Origin of the sequence: Nonomuraea sp. 3N208, assembly GCF_052245935.1 — a bacterium.
GTDB lineage: Bacteria > Actinomycetota > Actinomycetes > Streptosporangiales > Streptosporangiaceae > Nonomuraea.
The window spans coordinates 1-17,493 of record NZ_JBQQBR010000088.1; the positions used below are offsets into that span (position 1 = coordinate 1).

Here is a 17,493-nt window from a genome sequence, read left to right on the forward strand (position 1 = left end):
GCTCCACGACCAGGGCGGCAAGCTCGTCATACGACGGACGCCCATCCCCAGCCTGCACCGAAAGATCATCCCACGAGCAGCACGACGCTCACGCCGTACCCGATCTTGAGCCCTGATGAATGCTTACTAGTATCCTGCTTGCCGGAATTTCTGGTCCACGCGACGGCTGAGATGAGGCTCGTCACCATGACAAGTGGCATACGCTGCCGAAGAATGAGACCTACATTTGCCATGGTTGTCGCATAGGCAATGAAGCCGGGCACGATGAGCAGCAAGAGAAGCAACAGTATTATACGGTTTACATTCCATAGCTTTCGTGCGCCGATTGCCGCACAACAGAGAAGATAATACCAAAAAGCCACCTCGATCTTGCCGAGTTGCAGCTCAAGGCTTCCATCCATCCACAGAAAGGGAGACAGCAACGCATAGAGCAGCTTTGGCACTATTGCGCCCCACGGATTACCGCCGTCATCGAACGACACACCCGACCCGCCACTGGAGTTGGAATCCAGGGCCTGCCGTGCATGAGCGAAATCCAACTGCTCTTGAAGCGGCGTACCCGATAGAATTTCATTGACACCGCCACAAGCCAGTAGCGCAGTTACTCCGAATGCGAATACAACCATTACCCTTGCGAAAGGGAATTTCCGGTTGAGCGTCAGAAATCCAAACATCACCGGCACGGCACACATGAAAACCATATAAAGTCGCACATGCCACAACGCCAGGAACACCAGTCCGATAAGAAACATCTTACAAAAAGCGAAGCGGTGCAGAATCGACAGCGTCAAGTACATGCAGGCAAGTACCAGAAACGCATTTATGCCATCTTTGTACATATCCGATGTGTGCAGGAGGAAGGACGGAAGGAAGGCCGTTATTACGAGGAGGCGGAAAGCTGCACGGGCGTCAGCACCGATCAAGATAGCAGCCTTATACACGATGATGCAGAGCGCAGAGGCGATAAACGCGACCACCGCCGTGCAGGCAAAAGGCGCTTCGCCGCCGCATAGCCACATGATAAATGCGAAAAGGTTGCATGGTAGCGCTACGGAGAACAGGAAGGGAATCTGTTCGGAAGTAACGAACTGCACGCCCTCCAATTCCCAGAGCGCAACGATTTCTGCAGCCCTTTCCTCAAAGGTGAGATGGTCACCGCCATATCCGAGTGCATCTGATCGCGTCAACAGAAGATGGATAAGCAGCCGGGCAACGAAGGCCGCCATCAGTACCGGCAGGACGCGCCCGACCGCATCGGCAGAAAAGCTTGCCCACACCAGCACAACGAGCATTACCGCCACCAAGGTGACGATAAAATACTCCATCGCGTCTCACCTTTCGATCGTCGCCGCGAACCACGCCACCGGAAGGGCCATGCCATACGATCATCCTCGTCGCCGTCCTTGCTTTCTTGGCCGTAGGAAGAATCGTTTGGCCACTCAACGGCAAGCACTCGTAGAGATCGTGGATGTCATTCACGTAAGGGTCGTGTTCATGTCGACCGCGCTGGATACTTTTGCCATAAGGTGATCTTGGGGCGCTGCGCGCGCCCGGTACCAAAGTTCCAGCTGCAGGAGGGTCCAAAGACGGACGCTGTGATCGGCACCCGCGATGTGATGATGGAGCAAATCACGCACCACAGCTGGGCGGAATAGGCCTCTGTGGCGTGCAGTGTCATCAGTCAGGACGTCGAAAGCCAACTCCCGAAGTTCCCCGCGCAGCCATGAGGCAAGTGGCACGCCGAACCCTTGCTTGGGAGATGTCAGTATTTCCTTAGGCAGCCACGGACTGATCGCTCGTTTAAGCAGCAGCTTGGTCTTGCCATTTCGGACCTTGTAGTCGATCGGTAGACCGGCTGCCCATTCCATGAGATGGTGATCCAGAAACGGCGATCGCGCTTCCAGTGAGTTGGCCATCGTCGTGATGTCCACCTTTACGAGCAATTCACCGGGGAGATAGGTGGCAATGTCGACGTCGAGGATGCGGCCGAGATCGGTCTCCGCTCGTGATTGCTGGAAAGCCTCGTCCAATAGGCGGTAGCTGTCCACCTCTACCAGCAGGTCGCGGAGCTCGTCACTATAGATCTCGATCTTCGACTTGGGCGTGAAGGCGGACATTAGACGGGCGTACCGCTGTGACGGGCGTTCCGCGGCGAACTGCATCAGCCACCCGAGCCGCCGGAACAGGGATCCGCTGGTGCTTCGCTCCGCGATGAGGTCGCCAATGCGCCCAGAAATCGCTGCCACGGCGCCGGGCATTTGTGGAATCCATCCGGACTTCCCCATCAGTATGTAGCGCTGGTATCCACCGAAGCTCTCATCCCCACCATCACCGTTGAGGGCGACTGCGACATGCTGCTGTCCCAGGTGTGCGACGTAGAAGCTGGGTATGGCCGAGGAATCGGCGAATGGCTCGTCGAAGTGCCATGCGATGCGCGGCAAGACATCCAGCAAGCGAGAGGTGACCACGAGCTCATGGTGATCGGTGTCATATCGATCAGCGACCATCCGTGCTTTGCGGCGTTCGTCATATTTGCTCTCCTCGAAGCCTATGCAGAAAGTCTTGACCGGCTGAGGGCTCTGCATGGCCATGGCCGCCACCACTGCGGATGAGTCGATTCCACCAGACAGGAATGCTCCGATGGGACGCTCACTCGCCATGCGGATACGCGTCGCCTCCAGGAGCAGCTCGCGCAGCCGTTCCTCCTCCTCCGCCTCATTCGTCACCTGCCGCGGAGTACTGCTCAGTTCCCAGTATCGGCGTACGGTGACTTGACCTCCTTCCCAGATCAGCAGGTGCCCAGGCGGAAGTTTGTTGACTCCCTTGTAGATAGACCAAGGTGCGGGAACATACTGGTAACTGAGGTAGTGGTGCAGCGCGATCGGATCCACATCGCGCCGCAGACGAGGATCCCTCTCCAATGACTTGAGCTCCGAGCCGAACCATATCGAGTCATTATCAGAGCGCCAGTAGAGAGGCTTTTTACCAACCCGATCCCGTGCCAGCAACAGGCGTCCGTGCTTACGGTCCCAGATAGCGAATGCGAACATCCCCCTGAGCTGGTGGACCATGTCGGTGCCGTACTCCTCGTAAAGGTGTACAAGGCATTCGGAGTCCCCTGCACTCTGCAGGCGGTGTCCTCGCGCATCCAGGGCTTTCCGCAGGTCGACAAAGTTGTAAATCTCACCGTTGAAGACGGCGACGACCTGTCCGTCCTCATTGTAGACAGGCTGGTCGCCGGTGGCCAAATCAACGATCGCTAGTCGCCTCATACCGAGTGCCGCATGTTCGTCGAAATGAAAACCCGTCCCGTCAGGCCCCCGGTGCACAATCTCCTCACACATACGGCGCACAAGATCCGGGTCGGGTTGACAAGTTGACACCATTCCCGCTATTCCGCACATATATCCTCCAATAGCAAGTGACACGGCTTCGCATGTTTCCGCGCCAGTGAGCTGATATCGACGTCCTCTGGACAAACGTATGCCCGATTGAAGGCAGACAGCGCGCCGAGAACTCGAAGTGCCGCAAGATCACGCCATGTCGGCACACGCCAGAAAGGGTTTCTTTCTGCCAAGAATCCTTCCAACGCGTTCCGCTAGCCTCGCCGGGAGAGAGGATGCCGGGACCACCTGGTTGGCAGCTGTCCTGCGACAGCAGACGCGTCAGACCGTCACCTAGGCATCGACTTTGACATGGACACCAATATGCGCACAGTAGGCGCTCTGGCCTTAGTCGGTTTACATCGGTTTCTTTGCCGATCCTTAGCATCATCCGGATCGGGACTGTATAGTCTTCTCTTCGGTGTAACTCCTGATCAAGGAGAACGCACCTGATGAGTACTGTGATCCAGGCATCGACGGAATGGACCTGGAGGACGCCGGGGTGGCGCGCAAGAAGCCGGACAACTCGACGGATCGGGATCTGGTGGCGAGGCTGGTCGACCAGGCGCGAGCCGAAGGGTGGAGGTGGTCGGGGAGAACGGGCTGCTGGGCCGGCTGACCAAGCTGGTGCTGGTGTCCGCTCTCGAAGGCAAGATCACCGACCATCTCGGCTACGACAAGCACGAACGCTCCAGCAACGACAGCGGCAACACCCGCAACGACAGCCGGTCCAAGACCGTCGAAGTCGTACGACACCGGCTTGAAATCCGCGCTCCCGGACCGGCAGCAGGGTGAACGTTCGCGTCTTGAGTTGCTCGCGTGCGTCACTGAGGAAGGCCACGACGTCGGCATCGTCGGAGATGAACCTGGGGATGACCCGGTCCACTCCGGCGGTGCGTGCTCCCTGATTGCCCCGCACCCCGTTCCCACGCCATGGTGAGGAAGTCCGGGTGATGGACAAGGTTGAAAAGATCACCGAACCTGCGGCCGGGATCTTCGACCGCCCATCGGTGCAGCTTGGCCTGCATCCGTAGTACCCGCTGCCCGGCTCCCAACGGATCCGGCCACGGTTCACTGGCATTCACTAGCGTCTCCTGCCCTTGCATTACCTCACAGGCTTGATTCCGCTGGGCCCTTCGCCGTGTGCGCGGGCTTTCCCCGGCTCTGACTTCTCCTGGCCCTCCGCCCCATCCCGCGGCTGTCGGCAGACGACATGCCTTCCCGATCAGCCCGCCTGGAGCCCGGGCCAAGAGTGGGAGCCGCAGGATGGTTCCCACGTTCACTGTGAACCGATCGTCGGGTGAGGTGGCCAGCTTTGCCCTTGCGGCATCGTTACGGCTACGCCGCAGTCCTTCACCGTGACCTCCCGGCCGGCAAGACCGATGGTCACGTCCACGGACGTGGTGTATGAATCGATCTTCGCGTGATCCTGTTTTTGCAGGTTAAGCGGTGAGTGTCTGCGGGAGTGGGTCCGGGGCCGGTGTGTCGCTAGAGATCACCCGGATGCGGGCTTTGGCCAGGATGTCCAGGCCGATGTAGCGGCGGGCCTCGACCCATTCGTCGGTCTGCTCGGCCAGCACGGCGCCGATCAGGCGGATGATGGCGGGCCTGTCGGGGAAGATGCCGACCACGTCGGTGCGGCGGCGGATCTCCTTGTTGAGGCGTTCTTGCGGGTTATTGGACCACAGCTGGGACCAGATCTCGCGGGGGAAGGCGGCGAAGGCCAACAGGTCGTCGCGGGCGGCGTCCAGGTGCTCGGCCGCGGCCGGGTGCTTGGCCTCCAGGGTTTGCACGACCCAGGCGTGCTGGGTGCGGACCGAGACGGCGTCGGGCTGGTCGAAGATGGTGCGCACCAGCGTGGCCACGAACGGCTGCGACCGTTTGGCCACGACCGTGAGCAAATTGCGCAGGTAGTGGGCGCGACAGCGCTGCCAGGCGGCGCCGGGCAGGGTGGCGCCGATGGCGGCCACGAGGCCGGCGTGGCAGTCGGAGATGACCAACTGCACGCCGGACAGGCCACGCGCGACGAGGCCGCGCAGGAACGCCAGCCAGCCGGCCCCGTCCTCGGCCGAGGTGACGTCCAGGCCGAGGATCTCGCGGCGGCCGTCGGCATTGACGGCGGTCGCCACCAGGCAGTGGACGTTGATGATCCGCCCGCCCTCACGCACCTTCTGTGTCAGCGCGTCCAGCCACACGAAGGAGTACGGGCCGGCATCCAAAGCGCGGGTGCGGAACGCCTCCACCTGCTCATCGAGCACCTTGGCCATCTGGGACACCTGGCTCTTGGAGATGTGCTTGATCCCGAGCTGCTCGACCAGCTTGTCGACCCGCCGAGTGGAGACTCCCAGCAGATATGACGTGGCGATCACGCTAATCAGCGCCTGCTCGGCCCGCCGTCGACGCTCCAGCAGCCAGTCCGGGAAGTACGAGCCTGCGCGCAGCTTCGGAATGGCCAGTTCGATCGATCCTGCCCGGGTGTCCCACTCCCGGGTGCGGTACCCGTTGCGCCGGTTGGTCCGCTGGTCGCTGCGTTCGCCGTAGCCAGCCCCGCACAGGCTGTCGGCCTCGGCCGACATCAACGCTTCGGCCATGGTCTTCACCATGGATCGCAACAGATCCGGGTCGCCGGTCTCGATCTGCTTCGCCAGCCACTGCTCGGGCGTCACACTGTTGTCCGCGGTCATCGCCTGGTTCCCTTCGAATCTTGATCTTCGCTAATCGAAAGGATCACGCGATGGCCGTCGTCATTTCACGACGCCACGCCTGTGACCAGGTCAAACTCGTACACCACTTCCGTGGACGCAACCAAGACCCCAAGGAGTTCCCCGCCTCGTCATGAGGGGGCGGGTGCGCGCCGCCATCCAGCCCACATCCCCCCGGGTTAGAGCTGGCAGAGGTCTTAAGAGGCTTTGCACCGCTGGTTCCTCGCGTCCACCTTCCCGTCTCGCTTGCCGGAACCCGCGCCATCCGGTAGTCCTGACGCGTCCCGTCGTTGTCGGGGCTGCTGTCCACCCTCCCCGGCGTCTCCCGGATCGGGCTGCCCCCAGCCTCACCGCTTCGCTGCGACGAAACAGCGGCGAGGGTCTTCCACCCTCGCTCGGTCACACGGCGCCTCGTGGCGCTCGGTCTCTCAGATCCACGCGCCCTGGTCCGCCGGGGCCGTACCCCGGTCGTCACCATTACCGGCGAGGGATCCAGGCGTGTCTCGGTCGCCGGGCTGATCTGCCTCAAGCCCGGACAACGAGCCCGCCTGATCTACCGCATGCTCCTCTACCGCGGTCGCCGCGGCGAGCAGAACGCTTCCTCGAGGCGGAGACTACGCCCTCACCCGGCTCATGCGGATGCCGTACCGATCCAGCCTGCTGGACGCCTTCGTCGCACACACCGGCCTGACCGTAACCAAGGGCTCGCTATGAACCCTGACCGTTCAACCTCTGTAGCGCGAAGTTGACGCAAATATGGAAAAACTTCGGGCGCGCCGGAATGGCGGATGGCGGTTGTCGGTGATCTGCTGGAACTGCATCATTCTTCGATATGGCCACGGAGGGCTGGCATGCCGACGGCTGTGAAGAAACTCTATCGGAAGGTTCACGTAGCGAGGCGGCACGGGGCGCAGAACGTGGCGATTGCCTTGACGCAGAAGCTTATACAATTCCCCTTGTTCCTGATGTACAGGGGAGAGAGATGGCACCTCCGGGGTTATCACACTACGAACTACAAGAAGATGGCCGTACATTTGGCCAAAGAAATATCTAGCGATCTGGACGTGGTCGTAGAAGTCGGCTGTGGCCTAGGTGAGATCGTAAATCGGGTAGGCGCGCAGCGGAAGTTCGGGCTCGACATCGATCAGCGAGTCATTTCATGGGCGCGTTTCCTACAGCGGTTCAACCGCTCTGACGTCGAGTTCCATGCCGGAAGCTTTGACACACTCGCGGAGACTGATCTCGAGGTCATCGATCTGCTGATCACTACGGGCTGGTTCCATTACATGTCGGACGAGTGGATCGATACCCAGATCCGCAAGCTGCTCGAGGCCAAGCACGTCAGATACATCATGGTCGACGAGTTCCCTTATCAACGAGGCAGGATCCAACGTATCTTCGACACCATCGCGACGCGGGTGGAGCAGCGCCACGACTGGCAGGACGATAAGATCTTGTTTCTGTACCGCTGTAAAGGACGAGGTGCATGAGCCTCCTCCTGCATCGTCGCCATCTAAACCCCTGACCTGATTTGTCGCTGAGTAGGCCCCGGGCGCGGTGCCGGGATTGCTCCCGGTCCGTTTCCCGAGGCCTCTCTCGCCGATCCCACTGTGCGCCTTTCAGCGCAACGAGCTCCACGGTCTCTGCCTTTCAGGCGATCTCGGAGACCCAGAGGTTGGGGATCGTGTTGCTGCGGTAGCGATACCAGGTATCGGAACAGCGCTGATCTACCGCAACTTGATCTTGTCTGCTGTCCTGGCTTGGCTAAATTCAAGATCGAATTCTTTGAGGGAGTGCGTTCCTCGATTGTCACGCCACGGTGGACGCGTTCTCGAACTGTATCGGGGTGAGCATACCCAGGTTGTATGTCGTCGTTGCCGATCGTGCCAGATCTCTAGGTAGTCGAAGATCACGGCCGTCACCGGCCACTGCCGCAGCCACCCCGCCCGACGACCTTCAGCTACGCGGTTTCATAACATGAGAACACTTTGGCCCTTACGGTGTAGTTGAGACAAAAATCCGCCTTAATCAATGGCCGCCTCTACGGATTCAGCCTGTGTAGCTGTTGGTGGCAACATACCACTGGGGGCGTACCCGTGGGCTCACAGTTGTTCGGCGTGTCATGTGGAAATTAGTACTCACATATCATACCATCCCTACTGTAGCCTCGGTGATAATAAACAAAACTGTTCGTGCGCGCGTATTCGTGGATATTTTGGCCATCGCGCAGCATGAAGTGCCACTTAGCCTGCTTTACGAGTAATATAGATTGGCAAATGATGAGCAACTCGATAGAAGCGATAAATAATGATCGTTTTTCTTTTGGCGACAATTGGCTGAGCTTTCTCAAGACGGTGGACGACAAGTGTATCGAGCGTGCCATGGGATCCCTGATCGCTGCGCTCGGGGTGGAGACCCTAAGGGGGCGCACCTTCCTAGATCTCGGCTGTGGAAGTGGCCTCTTCTCGCTAGCCGCACACCGTCTCGGAGCGAAGGTCCGCTCGTTCGACTACGATCCGGCTTCCGTCGCGGCCTGCGTGGAGCTACGCCGCAGGTACGCACAGGACGGTGATTGGACGGTGGAGCAAGGATCGATTCTCGACGAGACTTACGTCCGGAGCCTAGGAGTCTACGACGTTGTCTATGCCTGGGGCGTCTTGCACCACACGGGCGCCATGTGGCGCGCGCTCGAGGCGGCAACTTCCCTTGTTGCACCGAAAGGGTCGTTGTACACGGCAATATATAACGATCAAGGCCCAGTCAGCCGTTTGTGGTGGCTAGTCAAGCGCCGGTATGTTCGTTCTGGTGCACTAACGCGGTGGATGCTCGTCCTAGCCGGTGGAACGTACTTCTCATTTCGGACCGCAGCGGGCGCCCTGCTGCGGGCAGCAGATCTGTGCCCGCCTCGCGACCACATTCGGCAGCGAGGCATGTCGGCATGGCACGATGTGGTCGACTGGATTGGCGGGTTCCCCTTTGAGGTAGCCGCACCTGAGAAGGTTTTCGAGTTCCTCCGGGAGCGCGGTTTCGAATTGCGCTATCTCAGAACATGTAAGGGTCGTCACGGCTGTAACGAGTATGTGTTCGTCTCACCCCGTCCATGAGCCTGTATGAATCGCCCCAGGTTAGGTGGAAAGGTTCGTCCGCACTGAATGTTTTTCATCCTTCGGCGGCCTGCCCGATGCGGTGGTTTGAAGAACGGCGATGGCCTTGCAGAGGTGGCCGGCCTTGGAAGGGCTGCAGCGTAGCTTGCGGAGGATCTTCCAGCTCTCCAGCTGGGCGTTTGCGCGTTCGCCGGGTCCGCGAAGCCTGGCGTGGGAGCGGTTGGCCTGCTTCTGAGACTCGGGCTTGCTCTTGCCTTTGTACGGAGTGAGGACCGGGCCTCAGCTCTTTGTTAGGCCTTGTCGGCGAGGGTGATGATGCCGGCCTTGTCCAGCGCGCGCAGGATGCCCCAGATGCGGGCGGTGCTAAGGTCGTGGGTCTTGATGGGCAGTGCGCCGGAGGTCCACAGGATCGTTCCGGCCGGTGAGGCGATGAGCTGGATGTTCATGCCGTGCATGCGGTGCTCGCCGGAGAAGTACGGCCGGTCGGCGGCGATGCGATCGATGTGGATGAGCGTGGAGTCCAGCACCAGGTAGTGCAGCCCGTCGCGTTGGGTCTTGGCCAGTTCCGCGGTCTGGCAGAAGGGGCCGGTGAAAGTCGCGATGGTGAGCTGACCCAACTCGGCCTCGGCGTCGGCCGTGGTGCTATCGGTGCTGTCGGGCAGTGGAATGCCCTGCTCATCACGTCGATGGGCTCGTTTGGGGATGTTGATTTCGAAATACGTGCTGGTTGTGTCTAAAACAGAACGTTGTAGCAGACATCGTCGCTGCACCCCTGCTGGCGGTCGATGTGCGCCGGGCGGCCTCCCCACACGAGGCCGCAAGCTTCGAGTTGGGATCCAACGCCAGATTGGGCACTAGCGCGAACAACACCTACTTGGTGTACGGACAGTCCCGAGTGCGGTCCAGCATCCGCTTCTATGAACATTTGGGCTGGTCGACCTCGAGCGTGATTGTGATTGACCCCAGGTGTCGGCGTACAGGTACCGGTGCAGAGCCAGGTACGCCTGGACGTCAATACGTACCTGTCTCTGCAGCAGAACCCGTACGCCGACACCAGGTATTCAAGCGGCTGGATGGTAGTGGCCTGAATCAAGAGAAAAGGTGCCCCTGAGCTGCAATGCCGGCGAGTCAAGGCATTTGCGCAGGTAGCGAGTGCTTTCGCTGGTGTTGGGCGTAGCTGGCCTGGCGCGGATCGTCGCGATTTGGTGACGGATAGTGCGTTGGCTCGCCTGAGCAACGAAGCCCTCGATGGGACAGTGGTCGACCAAGATCGCTTTATTGTCCTTCCGAGGAGCTTCGTTGCTCGCTCAGTTTGTCACGCCCAGATCATCCGTAGAGGAGGCTCCGGATCGGCCGATGTGCTCAGTCGGGCTCGGGGTCCTGACCGATGAAATCCCGCCGGAGTTCGTCGATGAGGTTGTCGAGCTGTCGGGTTGTCGCGAGAAGCGGCATCGGCTGCTGCCCGCGCGGGCGGTGGTGTACTTCGTTTTGGGGTTATGCCTGTTCAGCGGCGCCGACAGCGCGGCACCGCCGGGATACCGGTCGGTGATGAGGTGGCTCACCAACGGCCTACGGCATCTGCATGGGCTGGCGTTGCCGACCAGTTCGGCACTGACCAAGGCCAGGCAGCGGCTCGGGTCCAAGCCCCTTGAGCTGCTGTTCGATCTGCGGCGCGGGCCACTGGCCGGCCCGGGCACGAAGGGCGCTTTGGCGTTCGGGCTCCGTCTGGTCGCTTGGGACGGCACCGGCCTGGATGCGGCCGACACTCCAGAGAACGCGGCCGAGTTCGGGGTCACACAGGGCGGAAATCCACAGGTTCGGCTGCTGGCGCTGATCGAATGCGGCACCCACGCGCTGATCGATGCCGCCTTTGACGGTGTCACCAAGGCCAGCGAGCACAAGCTCGCGCGCAGGCGCCTGCACGCGCTTAACGCGGGCATGCTCCTGCTCGCCGACCGGAACTTCGCCGGCCACGAACTGTGGGGCATGGTCACCGCGACCGGATCCGACATGCTGTGGCGGATCAAGAAGAACCTGGTGTTCCCCGCGGTCGAGATCCTGCCGGACGGTTCGTTTCTGTCCATCATGCCCACCCCGGCCGAGAACCTGCGGCACGGCATCGCACGAGCCCGCGGCCGCAGCCTTGGACGGACACCGCACGGCCACCTCGTCCGGATCATCGAATACACCGTCACGATCAAGACAGCGGACGGCCGCACGAGGACCGAACCGTTCCGCCTCGTCACCACCCTTCTCGATCACGAACAAGCGCCCGCAGCCGAGATCGCAGCCGTCTATCACGAGCGCTGGGAGATCGAGAACGGGTATGGCGAACTCAAGACCCCGACTCCGCGGAGCGGCGTTCATCCTGCGCTCCAAGCTTCCCGAACTCGTCTGCCAGGAACTGTTCGCGCTGCTCGCCGTCTACCAAGCGCTGTGCACGCTGAAGTGCGAAGCGGCCCTGGCCATCGGCATCGACCCGGACCGCGTTTCCTTCACTGTGACGGTCCGCGTCGCTCGCGACCACGCGGTCAGTGCATCAGCAGAACCCGCCCAAGCCCGCCGCAACGCTGTCCGCGACATTCTCGACGACCTGCTTCCACGTCGTCGCGACCGTCAGTGCGAGCGCGTCAAGAAGCCAGCCAAGAACACCTTCCCGACCAAGAAGCGTGACACTGCGCAACCGGCCACCAAGGCCAACTACAAGATCAAAATCTTAAGAAAGGCACCTTCAGAAGCGCAAATGCCTAAACTCACCGGCATTGCCCTGAGCTGCAAGGATTCGGGTGTCGAAGCCATATCCGCTGCAGAAGCAGGTGCACCTTTCTGTGAGTGAGCGTACAGGGTGGGACCGGCGGTTGTCTGTCACCGCTGATGGAAAAGGGCTGGTCGGACATGTGGGCGCGGTGCTGCTGCACAAGATCGCCGACCGGGTGGGGCTGATCGAGGCTCTGGACGCACTGTGGTCGGCAGGGCAGAACCTGATCTCGCGCGATCGCGCGCACGTGCTGGTCAGCCTGGCCACGGCGATCGTCTGCGGTGCGCGCAGCCTGTCGGAGGCCGAGCGACTGCAAGCCCATCAGGCGGCGTTGTTCGGGGTCGTGCCGTCGGACTCCACCACCCGCCGCACGCTGGCCGGCCTGGACGAGGCGATGCTCGCACGCATCGCCAAGGCCAGGGCGAGAGTACGACGCCGGGTGTGGGGGTTGCTGCACCTGCGCCCGAGCGGCTTTCCCTGGCTGATGGTGGCGGGCAAACGGCTGACCGGGTGGATCGTTCCCTGGCTTGCGCTCGCGCCATTCATCCGTCGTGCGGAGCATTCTCTCAATTACATTCATGGAGGCGTATTAGGAACGCGGAAGCCAGTGCAGTAATCTAATGTCCCCCTGGTATCTCGTAGATGGCATAGTCGCCCTCGTGGAACCGAAGGCGCGCGAAGTCTCCAATCCTGGAACTCGGACGCGGTCGCTCGACAAAGAGCCAATGCACGCCGTAACGTTGTCGCAGGCGTTGAAGTACCGCCGCCGACGGTGCATTAATGGCTTGGTCGTTCATCTGGAGCCGTTCGTTATCCCAAAACGGTAGGCGCAGCAGCGATTGGCCGGGTCGCCAACGGTCATGATTTGTTGGAGTATATGCCCATCCTTCGACAAGGACGCGCCTTTCGGTCAGCGCGGAAATCCAGAAATGGATGCTATCGCATGGGCTCGGGTACCCCAAGCGGCAATGCGCGTTCGTGGCGATCAAGTCATTCGGTTGCGAGTGGGCGCGAAGCCATCGTCCGGCAGCGAGTGAACCCTGAGGAACCTGTGCTAGCGTCGGAGAAGATACCCCTTGTGAAGCGTTGCCGGCCCTATTGTCGTCGCTGAGGAGAAGGATACGAGCATGCCATGCGCTGGGAATTCCCATAGCGGCGATCATGGTGATCACAAGCGCCCAGACTCGACGGACTCGCCGTGCCACGATTGCAGCTATAACGGCTGTCAGGGTGACAGCCAGCAAGATAATGTACGGCCGATACAGAAAACTGTCGCTTTGACTGGACATCAGCGGAAGCTCCACGCCCGACAGTACCCGAATCAGGTGGGCTATCAACACTCCGACAGCGACCATAGAAACAAGGGCCCAGCGCGGTGTCTGTTCTCGCCGTACAATCACAGCGAACCCGTAGGCTGCGAGAATCGCCAGGTAGGGGTAAACCCCTTGAAGAAAGTATCCCTGGCTCAGCCCAGGGTGCCCTAGGAGCATTATCCCGCCGAAACCAGCTGCGGATATGCCGGCTATGAGCGCCACCGCAGGCTGCATGAGTAGGCGAGGCCTGCTCAACAAGCCGAGGATTCCTGACCATGTCACGATCCAGCATGCCAGGTAAACCATGGCCATGCCCACAAGCGAATACAGCGGTGGCTCTCCGCTGCCGGCCCTGGTTACCTCTTCCCAAGTCCTGCGCATAAGCGAGAGAGGTTCGAGTGTCATACCTTGCTTTGCGCCGCCGAACAATACGAACTGCGCATAGCTGAGGCACGCTGTGGTCATAGCCAACGCAGCAAGTGTGGACCAAGGAACTCGGCGATGGCCGATCACCTTCACTGCTGCCACTGACACCAAACCAGCGATAAGGAGAGGCAAATAGGTGGCTTTAGCGCCCATGACCCCAATAAGGAAGATGCCGAGCAGGAGCCAGCAGCCGACACTGCGGGACCGCTTCACCAGAAGATCAGTCAGGAGCATGACGACCGGCACGAACAGCAGGGCACCGAAGGTCTGAGTAGGACCTGTAAAGGGAGTGTGTTGAACACCGGTCCAAAGCAGCAGCCCGTTGACGTTCGGGTGCAAGCTCGGTATCGCCACGAAGACGGTGCCTATGATAGCCAGCAACGCCCCTACCCTAGATCCAGTCATTCGATGGGCGACCATGCCCACCAAGACAACGAACGCCGACAGCATGGGCAGGAGGGCAAGCCGGAACAGCAGGACGAGCGGTTCCACTCCGGTTAGCCAACTGGATGCCGCGAAATGCGCGTACACGAACCAGTGGTAGAGCAGAGGTTCGCCGGCGACCATGGGCACCGAGGGCGGCATGTGGTGCCTTAGTTCGCCTATCAGGGCGAGATGGTACGGCATCTCATAGTGTGACGTGCCGAGCCCTGGCCAGGTGAGCGCATTGGTCCTGAAGAACGTAAAGGCGCTCCAGCAGACTAGATAGACGACGATCATGGCGAGCGACCATGACCACCAGAGAGGGGCATCCCGGCGGGACGCCCTCTTCCAGTGCCTCCGAAGCCGGGGCACCATCAGGAAAAGTGCATACGTAGTGATTGGCCAAGCTATGACGAGAAGCGGCACCCCGCTGGACCGGGCGGCGATGTAGGCGATCACCTCGATGACGTAGCCGAGCGCCACTCCGAGCGCGAGTTCCTCCACCACCGTCCGCGCTTCGCCGTACAGCCAGCGGAGTAGAAGCAGTCCCGGAAGAGTCACCCCCAGCATGAGATATGCGCCGAACAACACTATGTCACGCATAGGGACGCCGTAAACACTCAGTATGGCTATAACCACGGCAGTCGAGAAGATTGCCGGCAGCCACCGCAACGCCCGGCGAGGGCGCCTAGAAGCTTGCATGCGATCTACAGGTACGAGCCTGGCGAGGGTAGCACTATTCACAGAGCTAGTCATATCCATGCAGAAAAGCATGATGGACCGCAACTCGCAGACAGATACGAACTCCTGCAAATAGCGCAATCTTTGCCATTTGTTTATGCTGGTAATGATCGGACCCAACCTGGAGCTGATGGCCACCTCCTTTCAGGCTCAGGACTTCGGCGTGATGGACAAGGCGATCTCTACGGCGGTGGCCACGACGTCGACGCCGAACACCTCGCCGCAGTGCCCGAACGGCTTACTGCTGGTCACGATCAGTGATGCGTGCTCGTAGCAACTGCCGACCAGTTGGAACAGAACCTCGGCGAGGTATCGGCAAATTTTCGAACCAGGCAGCAAGCTCGACTTTCGCTCTTAGATCGCTTAATGCTGGAGGTTTTGCGGTGACTTGCATGTCTTGCAAAGTTGCTGGCGATAGGTCTAGAAACTCCGGAAGTGCCGGGGATGCGGGTATCGGGCGTATGAAACGAAACGGGGAGCATTGCGCGGTTGACACCCTCGGATCTCGGAGAGACGCCGATGCTCCCCGCGTGCGACTGTAGCGTTACCGCCGTCGTGGTGGCCCTGTCGGCCCCTGTTGCCGAACTCTGATCCAGTTCCCAGGGCGAGTTCGAGGCGAACGAGGTGGCGCCCATCGTTGGGCGGTGAGGACACGACACGCCAGAGGTAGCGCTGAAATGGGCGATATGAGGACACCATGCGCTTACAGTCAGTCATATCTCATCTCGAAGTGACGGAGGTCCGGATATGAGAGAGAAACTCGTGGTCGTCGGTCAAGGCTACGTTGGGCTGCCGCTGGCGATGCGTGGGGTCGAGGCAGGGTTCGACGTCGTGGGAATCGACGTAGATGAGTGGCGCGTCAAGCGGTTGAACGCCGGCGAGTCCTACGTCGAGGACATCGTTGACGACCAGGTGAAGGCTGCTCTGCGCTGGGGCCGTTACATGGCCAGCACCGACTACGCCGCCGCCAAAGACTTCGACATCTGCCTCATCACTGTTCCCACTCCTTTGTGCGAGGGAGCTCCGGATCTGCGTCATATCGCCTCGGCCGGCCGTTCCATCGCGCCGCTGATCCAGAGAGGATCCACCGTGGTTCTGGAGTCCACCACATACCCCGGCACCACCGAGGAGTATCTTCTCCCGATCCTGGAGAAGGGCTCTGGATTGCGCGCGCCCGATGGCTTCTATCTCGGGTACAGCCCGGAGCGCATCGACCCGGGCAACTCACGGTGGCGACTGGAGAACACGCCGAAGGTCGTGTCGGGCATCGACGAATATTCACTCAAGAAGATCGAGGCGTTCTACGGGCAGATCGTCCGAGACGTCGTTCCTGTCTCGTCTCCTCAGGTGGCCGAACTTTGCAAGCTCCTGGAGAACACCTTCCGGCACGTCAACATCGCATTGGTGAATGAGCTGTCCATTTTCGCGCAGCAGCTCGGCATCGACGCCTGGGAGGCGATCGACGCCGCCTCCACCAAACCATTCGGTTTCATGCGCTTCACGCCAGGCCCCGGCGTCGGCGGGCACTGCTTGCCGATCGACCCGTCGTACCTATCGTGGGCGGTCAAGCGCGGTCTGGGACACAACTTCCGGTTCGTCGAGTTGGCCAACGACATCAACAGGGGCATGCCAGAACATGTCATACGGCGACTCGCCCTGGCGCTGAATAGGCGTGCCAAGCCGATCAAGGGCAGCCGACTGGTCCTGCTCGGACTCGCCTACAAGAAGAACGCAGGAGACTGCCGCGAGTCCCCCGCGATCGAAGTGGCCAGGTCTCTCTGTAGGCTCGGCGCCCGCGTACGAGCCGCCGACCCATACGCGAAAGGCTTCTTGGCCCCGCCTAGCATCGAGATCATCGAAGCAAGCCGCCAGGAATTTGAGCAGGCTGACGCTGTCGTCATCCTCACCGACCACGACTGCTTCGACTACGAGCTGGCCGAGCAGGTGAGCCCTTTCATCTTCGACACGCGCAACCGCTGCCGGGGGCCTAACGTCGAACGGCTCTGACGCCAATCGCTGCAAATCTGGTCTAAGCCTAAATACACCCACATGATCTGTTCTGGTCATTTTCCGCTCCTATTCCTGACTCCATCGCTGATCTTGTGACATAGAAACCGCTCGTTGGTTGATCACGCTCGGGCGTGCCCTGAAGATCTTCTCCCGCACCCGCCCGGGATTTCGTGAACGCCGTCGAGCAATCGCGGACGTGGTCACGCTGCACACTCGGGTTCGAGCGAAGGCAGGAAATTGTTAGCACTGTGAGCAGATGTCTGTCGGGTGCACGCAGGTACGTACGTCGACTGGCAGACGTCACGCTCGGCGGATCCAGGCGCTGGCTCGCTTTGACGGTGCTCACTCAAAGTGCGTCAGGGGAGTGCACGGTGGTGACATTCGCCGAACAGGTGGAGCGGGTTCAGCAGCCTGCACGCCCGGTTCACACCACTGCTCCGCGCCCCGCTGACCGCGGTCGCGATCTCGATGGCGGCGTGCGCACGTGCCCGGCTGGACTCGCCTCTTTAGTTACGCCTGGACAAGGACACCTTGCTACGACTGGTCCGCGCGGCGCCGGAACCGTGGATAGAGGCGGTGCGAGTGGTGGCGGTGGACGCCTTCGCGCTGCGCAAATGCGCCAGCCATGTCGTC

11 protein-coding genes and 1 pseudogene are annotated in these 17,493 nt (G+C 60.7%); 6 read left to right on the forward strand and 6 right to left on the reverse strand.

Annotation, left to right across the window (positions count from 1 at the left end; translation table 11 throughout):
- Positions 1-65 precede the first annotated feature (65 nt).
- A complete protein-coding gene (locus ACTWPT_RS58530; protein ID WP_443186217.1) occupies positions 66-1,325 on the reverse strand; it encodes a hypothetical protein in 1,260 nt (419 codons plus the stop codon).
- A gap of 150 nt (positions 1,326-1,475) precedes the next feature.
- Positions 1,476-3,404 (reverse strand): asparagine synthase (glutamine-hydrolyzing), encoded by a 1,929-nt coding sequence (asnB, locus tag ACTWPT_RS58535; protein WP_443186218.1) that lies wholly within the window; start codon positions 3,402-3,404, stop codon positions 1,476-1,478.
- 558 nt (positions 3,405-3,962) lie between these two features.
- On the opposite strand from asnB, the gene ACTWPT_RS58540 reads away from it, so the two are divergent.
- Positions 3,963-4,178, forward strand: coding sequence for a transposase (locus ACTWPT_RS58540; RefSeq protein ID WP_443186219.1), 216 nt, complete (start codon positions 3,963-3,965; stop codon positions 4,176-4,178).
- 647 nt (positions 4,179-4,825) lie between these two features.
- Here the strand turns inward: ACTWPT_RS58540 and ACTWPT_RS58545 are convergent.
- Positions 4,826-6,067 (reverse strand): IS256 family transposase, encoded by a 1,242-nt coding sequence (locus tag ACTWPT_RS58545; protein WP_443186220.1) that lies wholly within the window; start codon positions 6,065-6,067, stop codon positions 4,826-4,828.
- An 869-nt stretch (positions 6,068-6,936) separates the two neighbouring features.
- On the opposite strand from ACTWPT_RS58545, the gene ACTWPT_RS58550 reads away from it, so the two are divergent.
- Both ACTWPT_RS58550 and ACTWPT_RS58555 read left to right on the forward strand, forming a co-directional pair.
- The gene (locus ACTWPT_RS58550) at positions 6,937-7,575 is read left to right on the forward strand and encodes a methyltransferase domain-containing protein (protein ID WP_443186221.1); all 639 of its coding nucleotides are present in this window, start codon (positions 6,937-6,939) and stop codon (positions 7,573-7,575) included.
- 786 nt (positions 7,576-8,361) lie between these two features.
- Positions 8,362-9,189, forward strand: coding sequence for a class I SAM-dependent methyltransferase (locus ACTWPT_RS58555; protein WP_443186222.1), 828 nt, complete (start codon positions 8,362-8,364; stop codon positions 9,187-9,189).
- Positions 9,190-9,210: 21 nt separating this feature from the next.
- Here ACTWPT_RS58555 and ACTWPT_RS58560 read toward each other — a convergent pair.
- Positions 9,211-9,752: pseudogene (locus ACTWPT_RS58560) on the reverse strand (transposase family protein); the annotation flags it as partial.
- Positions 9,753-10,488: 736 nt separating this feature from the next.
- Between ACTWPT_RS58560 and ACTWPT_RS58565 the strand changes: the two are divergent.
- Positions 10,489-11,862 (forward strand): IS4 family transposase, encoded by a 1,374-nt coding sequence (locus tag ACTWPT_RS58565; protein ID WP_443186223.1) that lies wholly within the window; start codon positions 10,489-10,491, stop codon positions 11,860-11,862.
- A 185-nt stretch (positions 11,863-12,047) separates the two neighbouring features.
- Complete coding sequence (locus ACTWPT_RS58570) at positions 12,048-12,563, forward strand: hypothetical protein (RefSeq protein ID WP_443186224.1); 516 nt, start codon at positions 12,048-12,050, stop codon at positions 12,561-12,563.
- 1 nt (position 12,564) lies between these two features.
- On the opposite strand, the gene ACTWPT_RS58575 is transcribed toward ACTWPT_RS58570, so the two are convergent.
- Together ACTWPT_RS58575 and ACTWPT_RS58580 are read right to left on the reverse strand one after the other, a co-directional pair.
- Positions 12,565-14,712: a hypothetical protein gene (locus ACTWPT_RS58575; RefSeq protein WP_443186225.1), complete on the reverse strand. Its 2,148-nt coding sequence runs from the start codon at positions 14,710-14,712 to the stop codon at positions 12,565-12,567.
- 288 nt (positions 14,713-15,000) lie between these two features.
- Entirely contained in the window at positions 15,001-15,102 is a 102-nt protein-coding gene (locus ACTWPT_RS58580) for a hypothetical protein (protein WP_443186226.1), read from the reverse strand.
- A gap of 495 nt (positions 15,103-15,597) precedes the next feature.
- Here ACTWPT_RS58580 and ACTWPT_RS58585 point away from each other — a divergent pair, with 495 nt between their 5' ends.
- A complete protein-coding gene (locus ACTWPT_RS58585; protein WP_443186227.1) occupies positions 15,598-16,857 on the forward strand; it encodes a nucleotide sugar dehydrogenase in 1,260 nt (419 codons plus the stop codon).
- Positions 16,858-17,493: the final 636 nt, after the last annotated feature.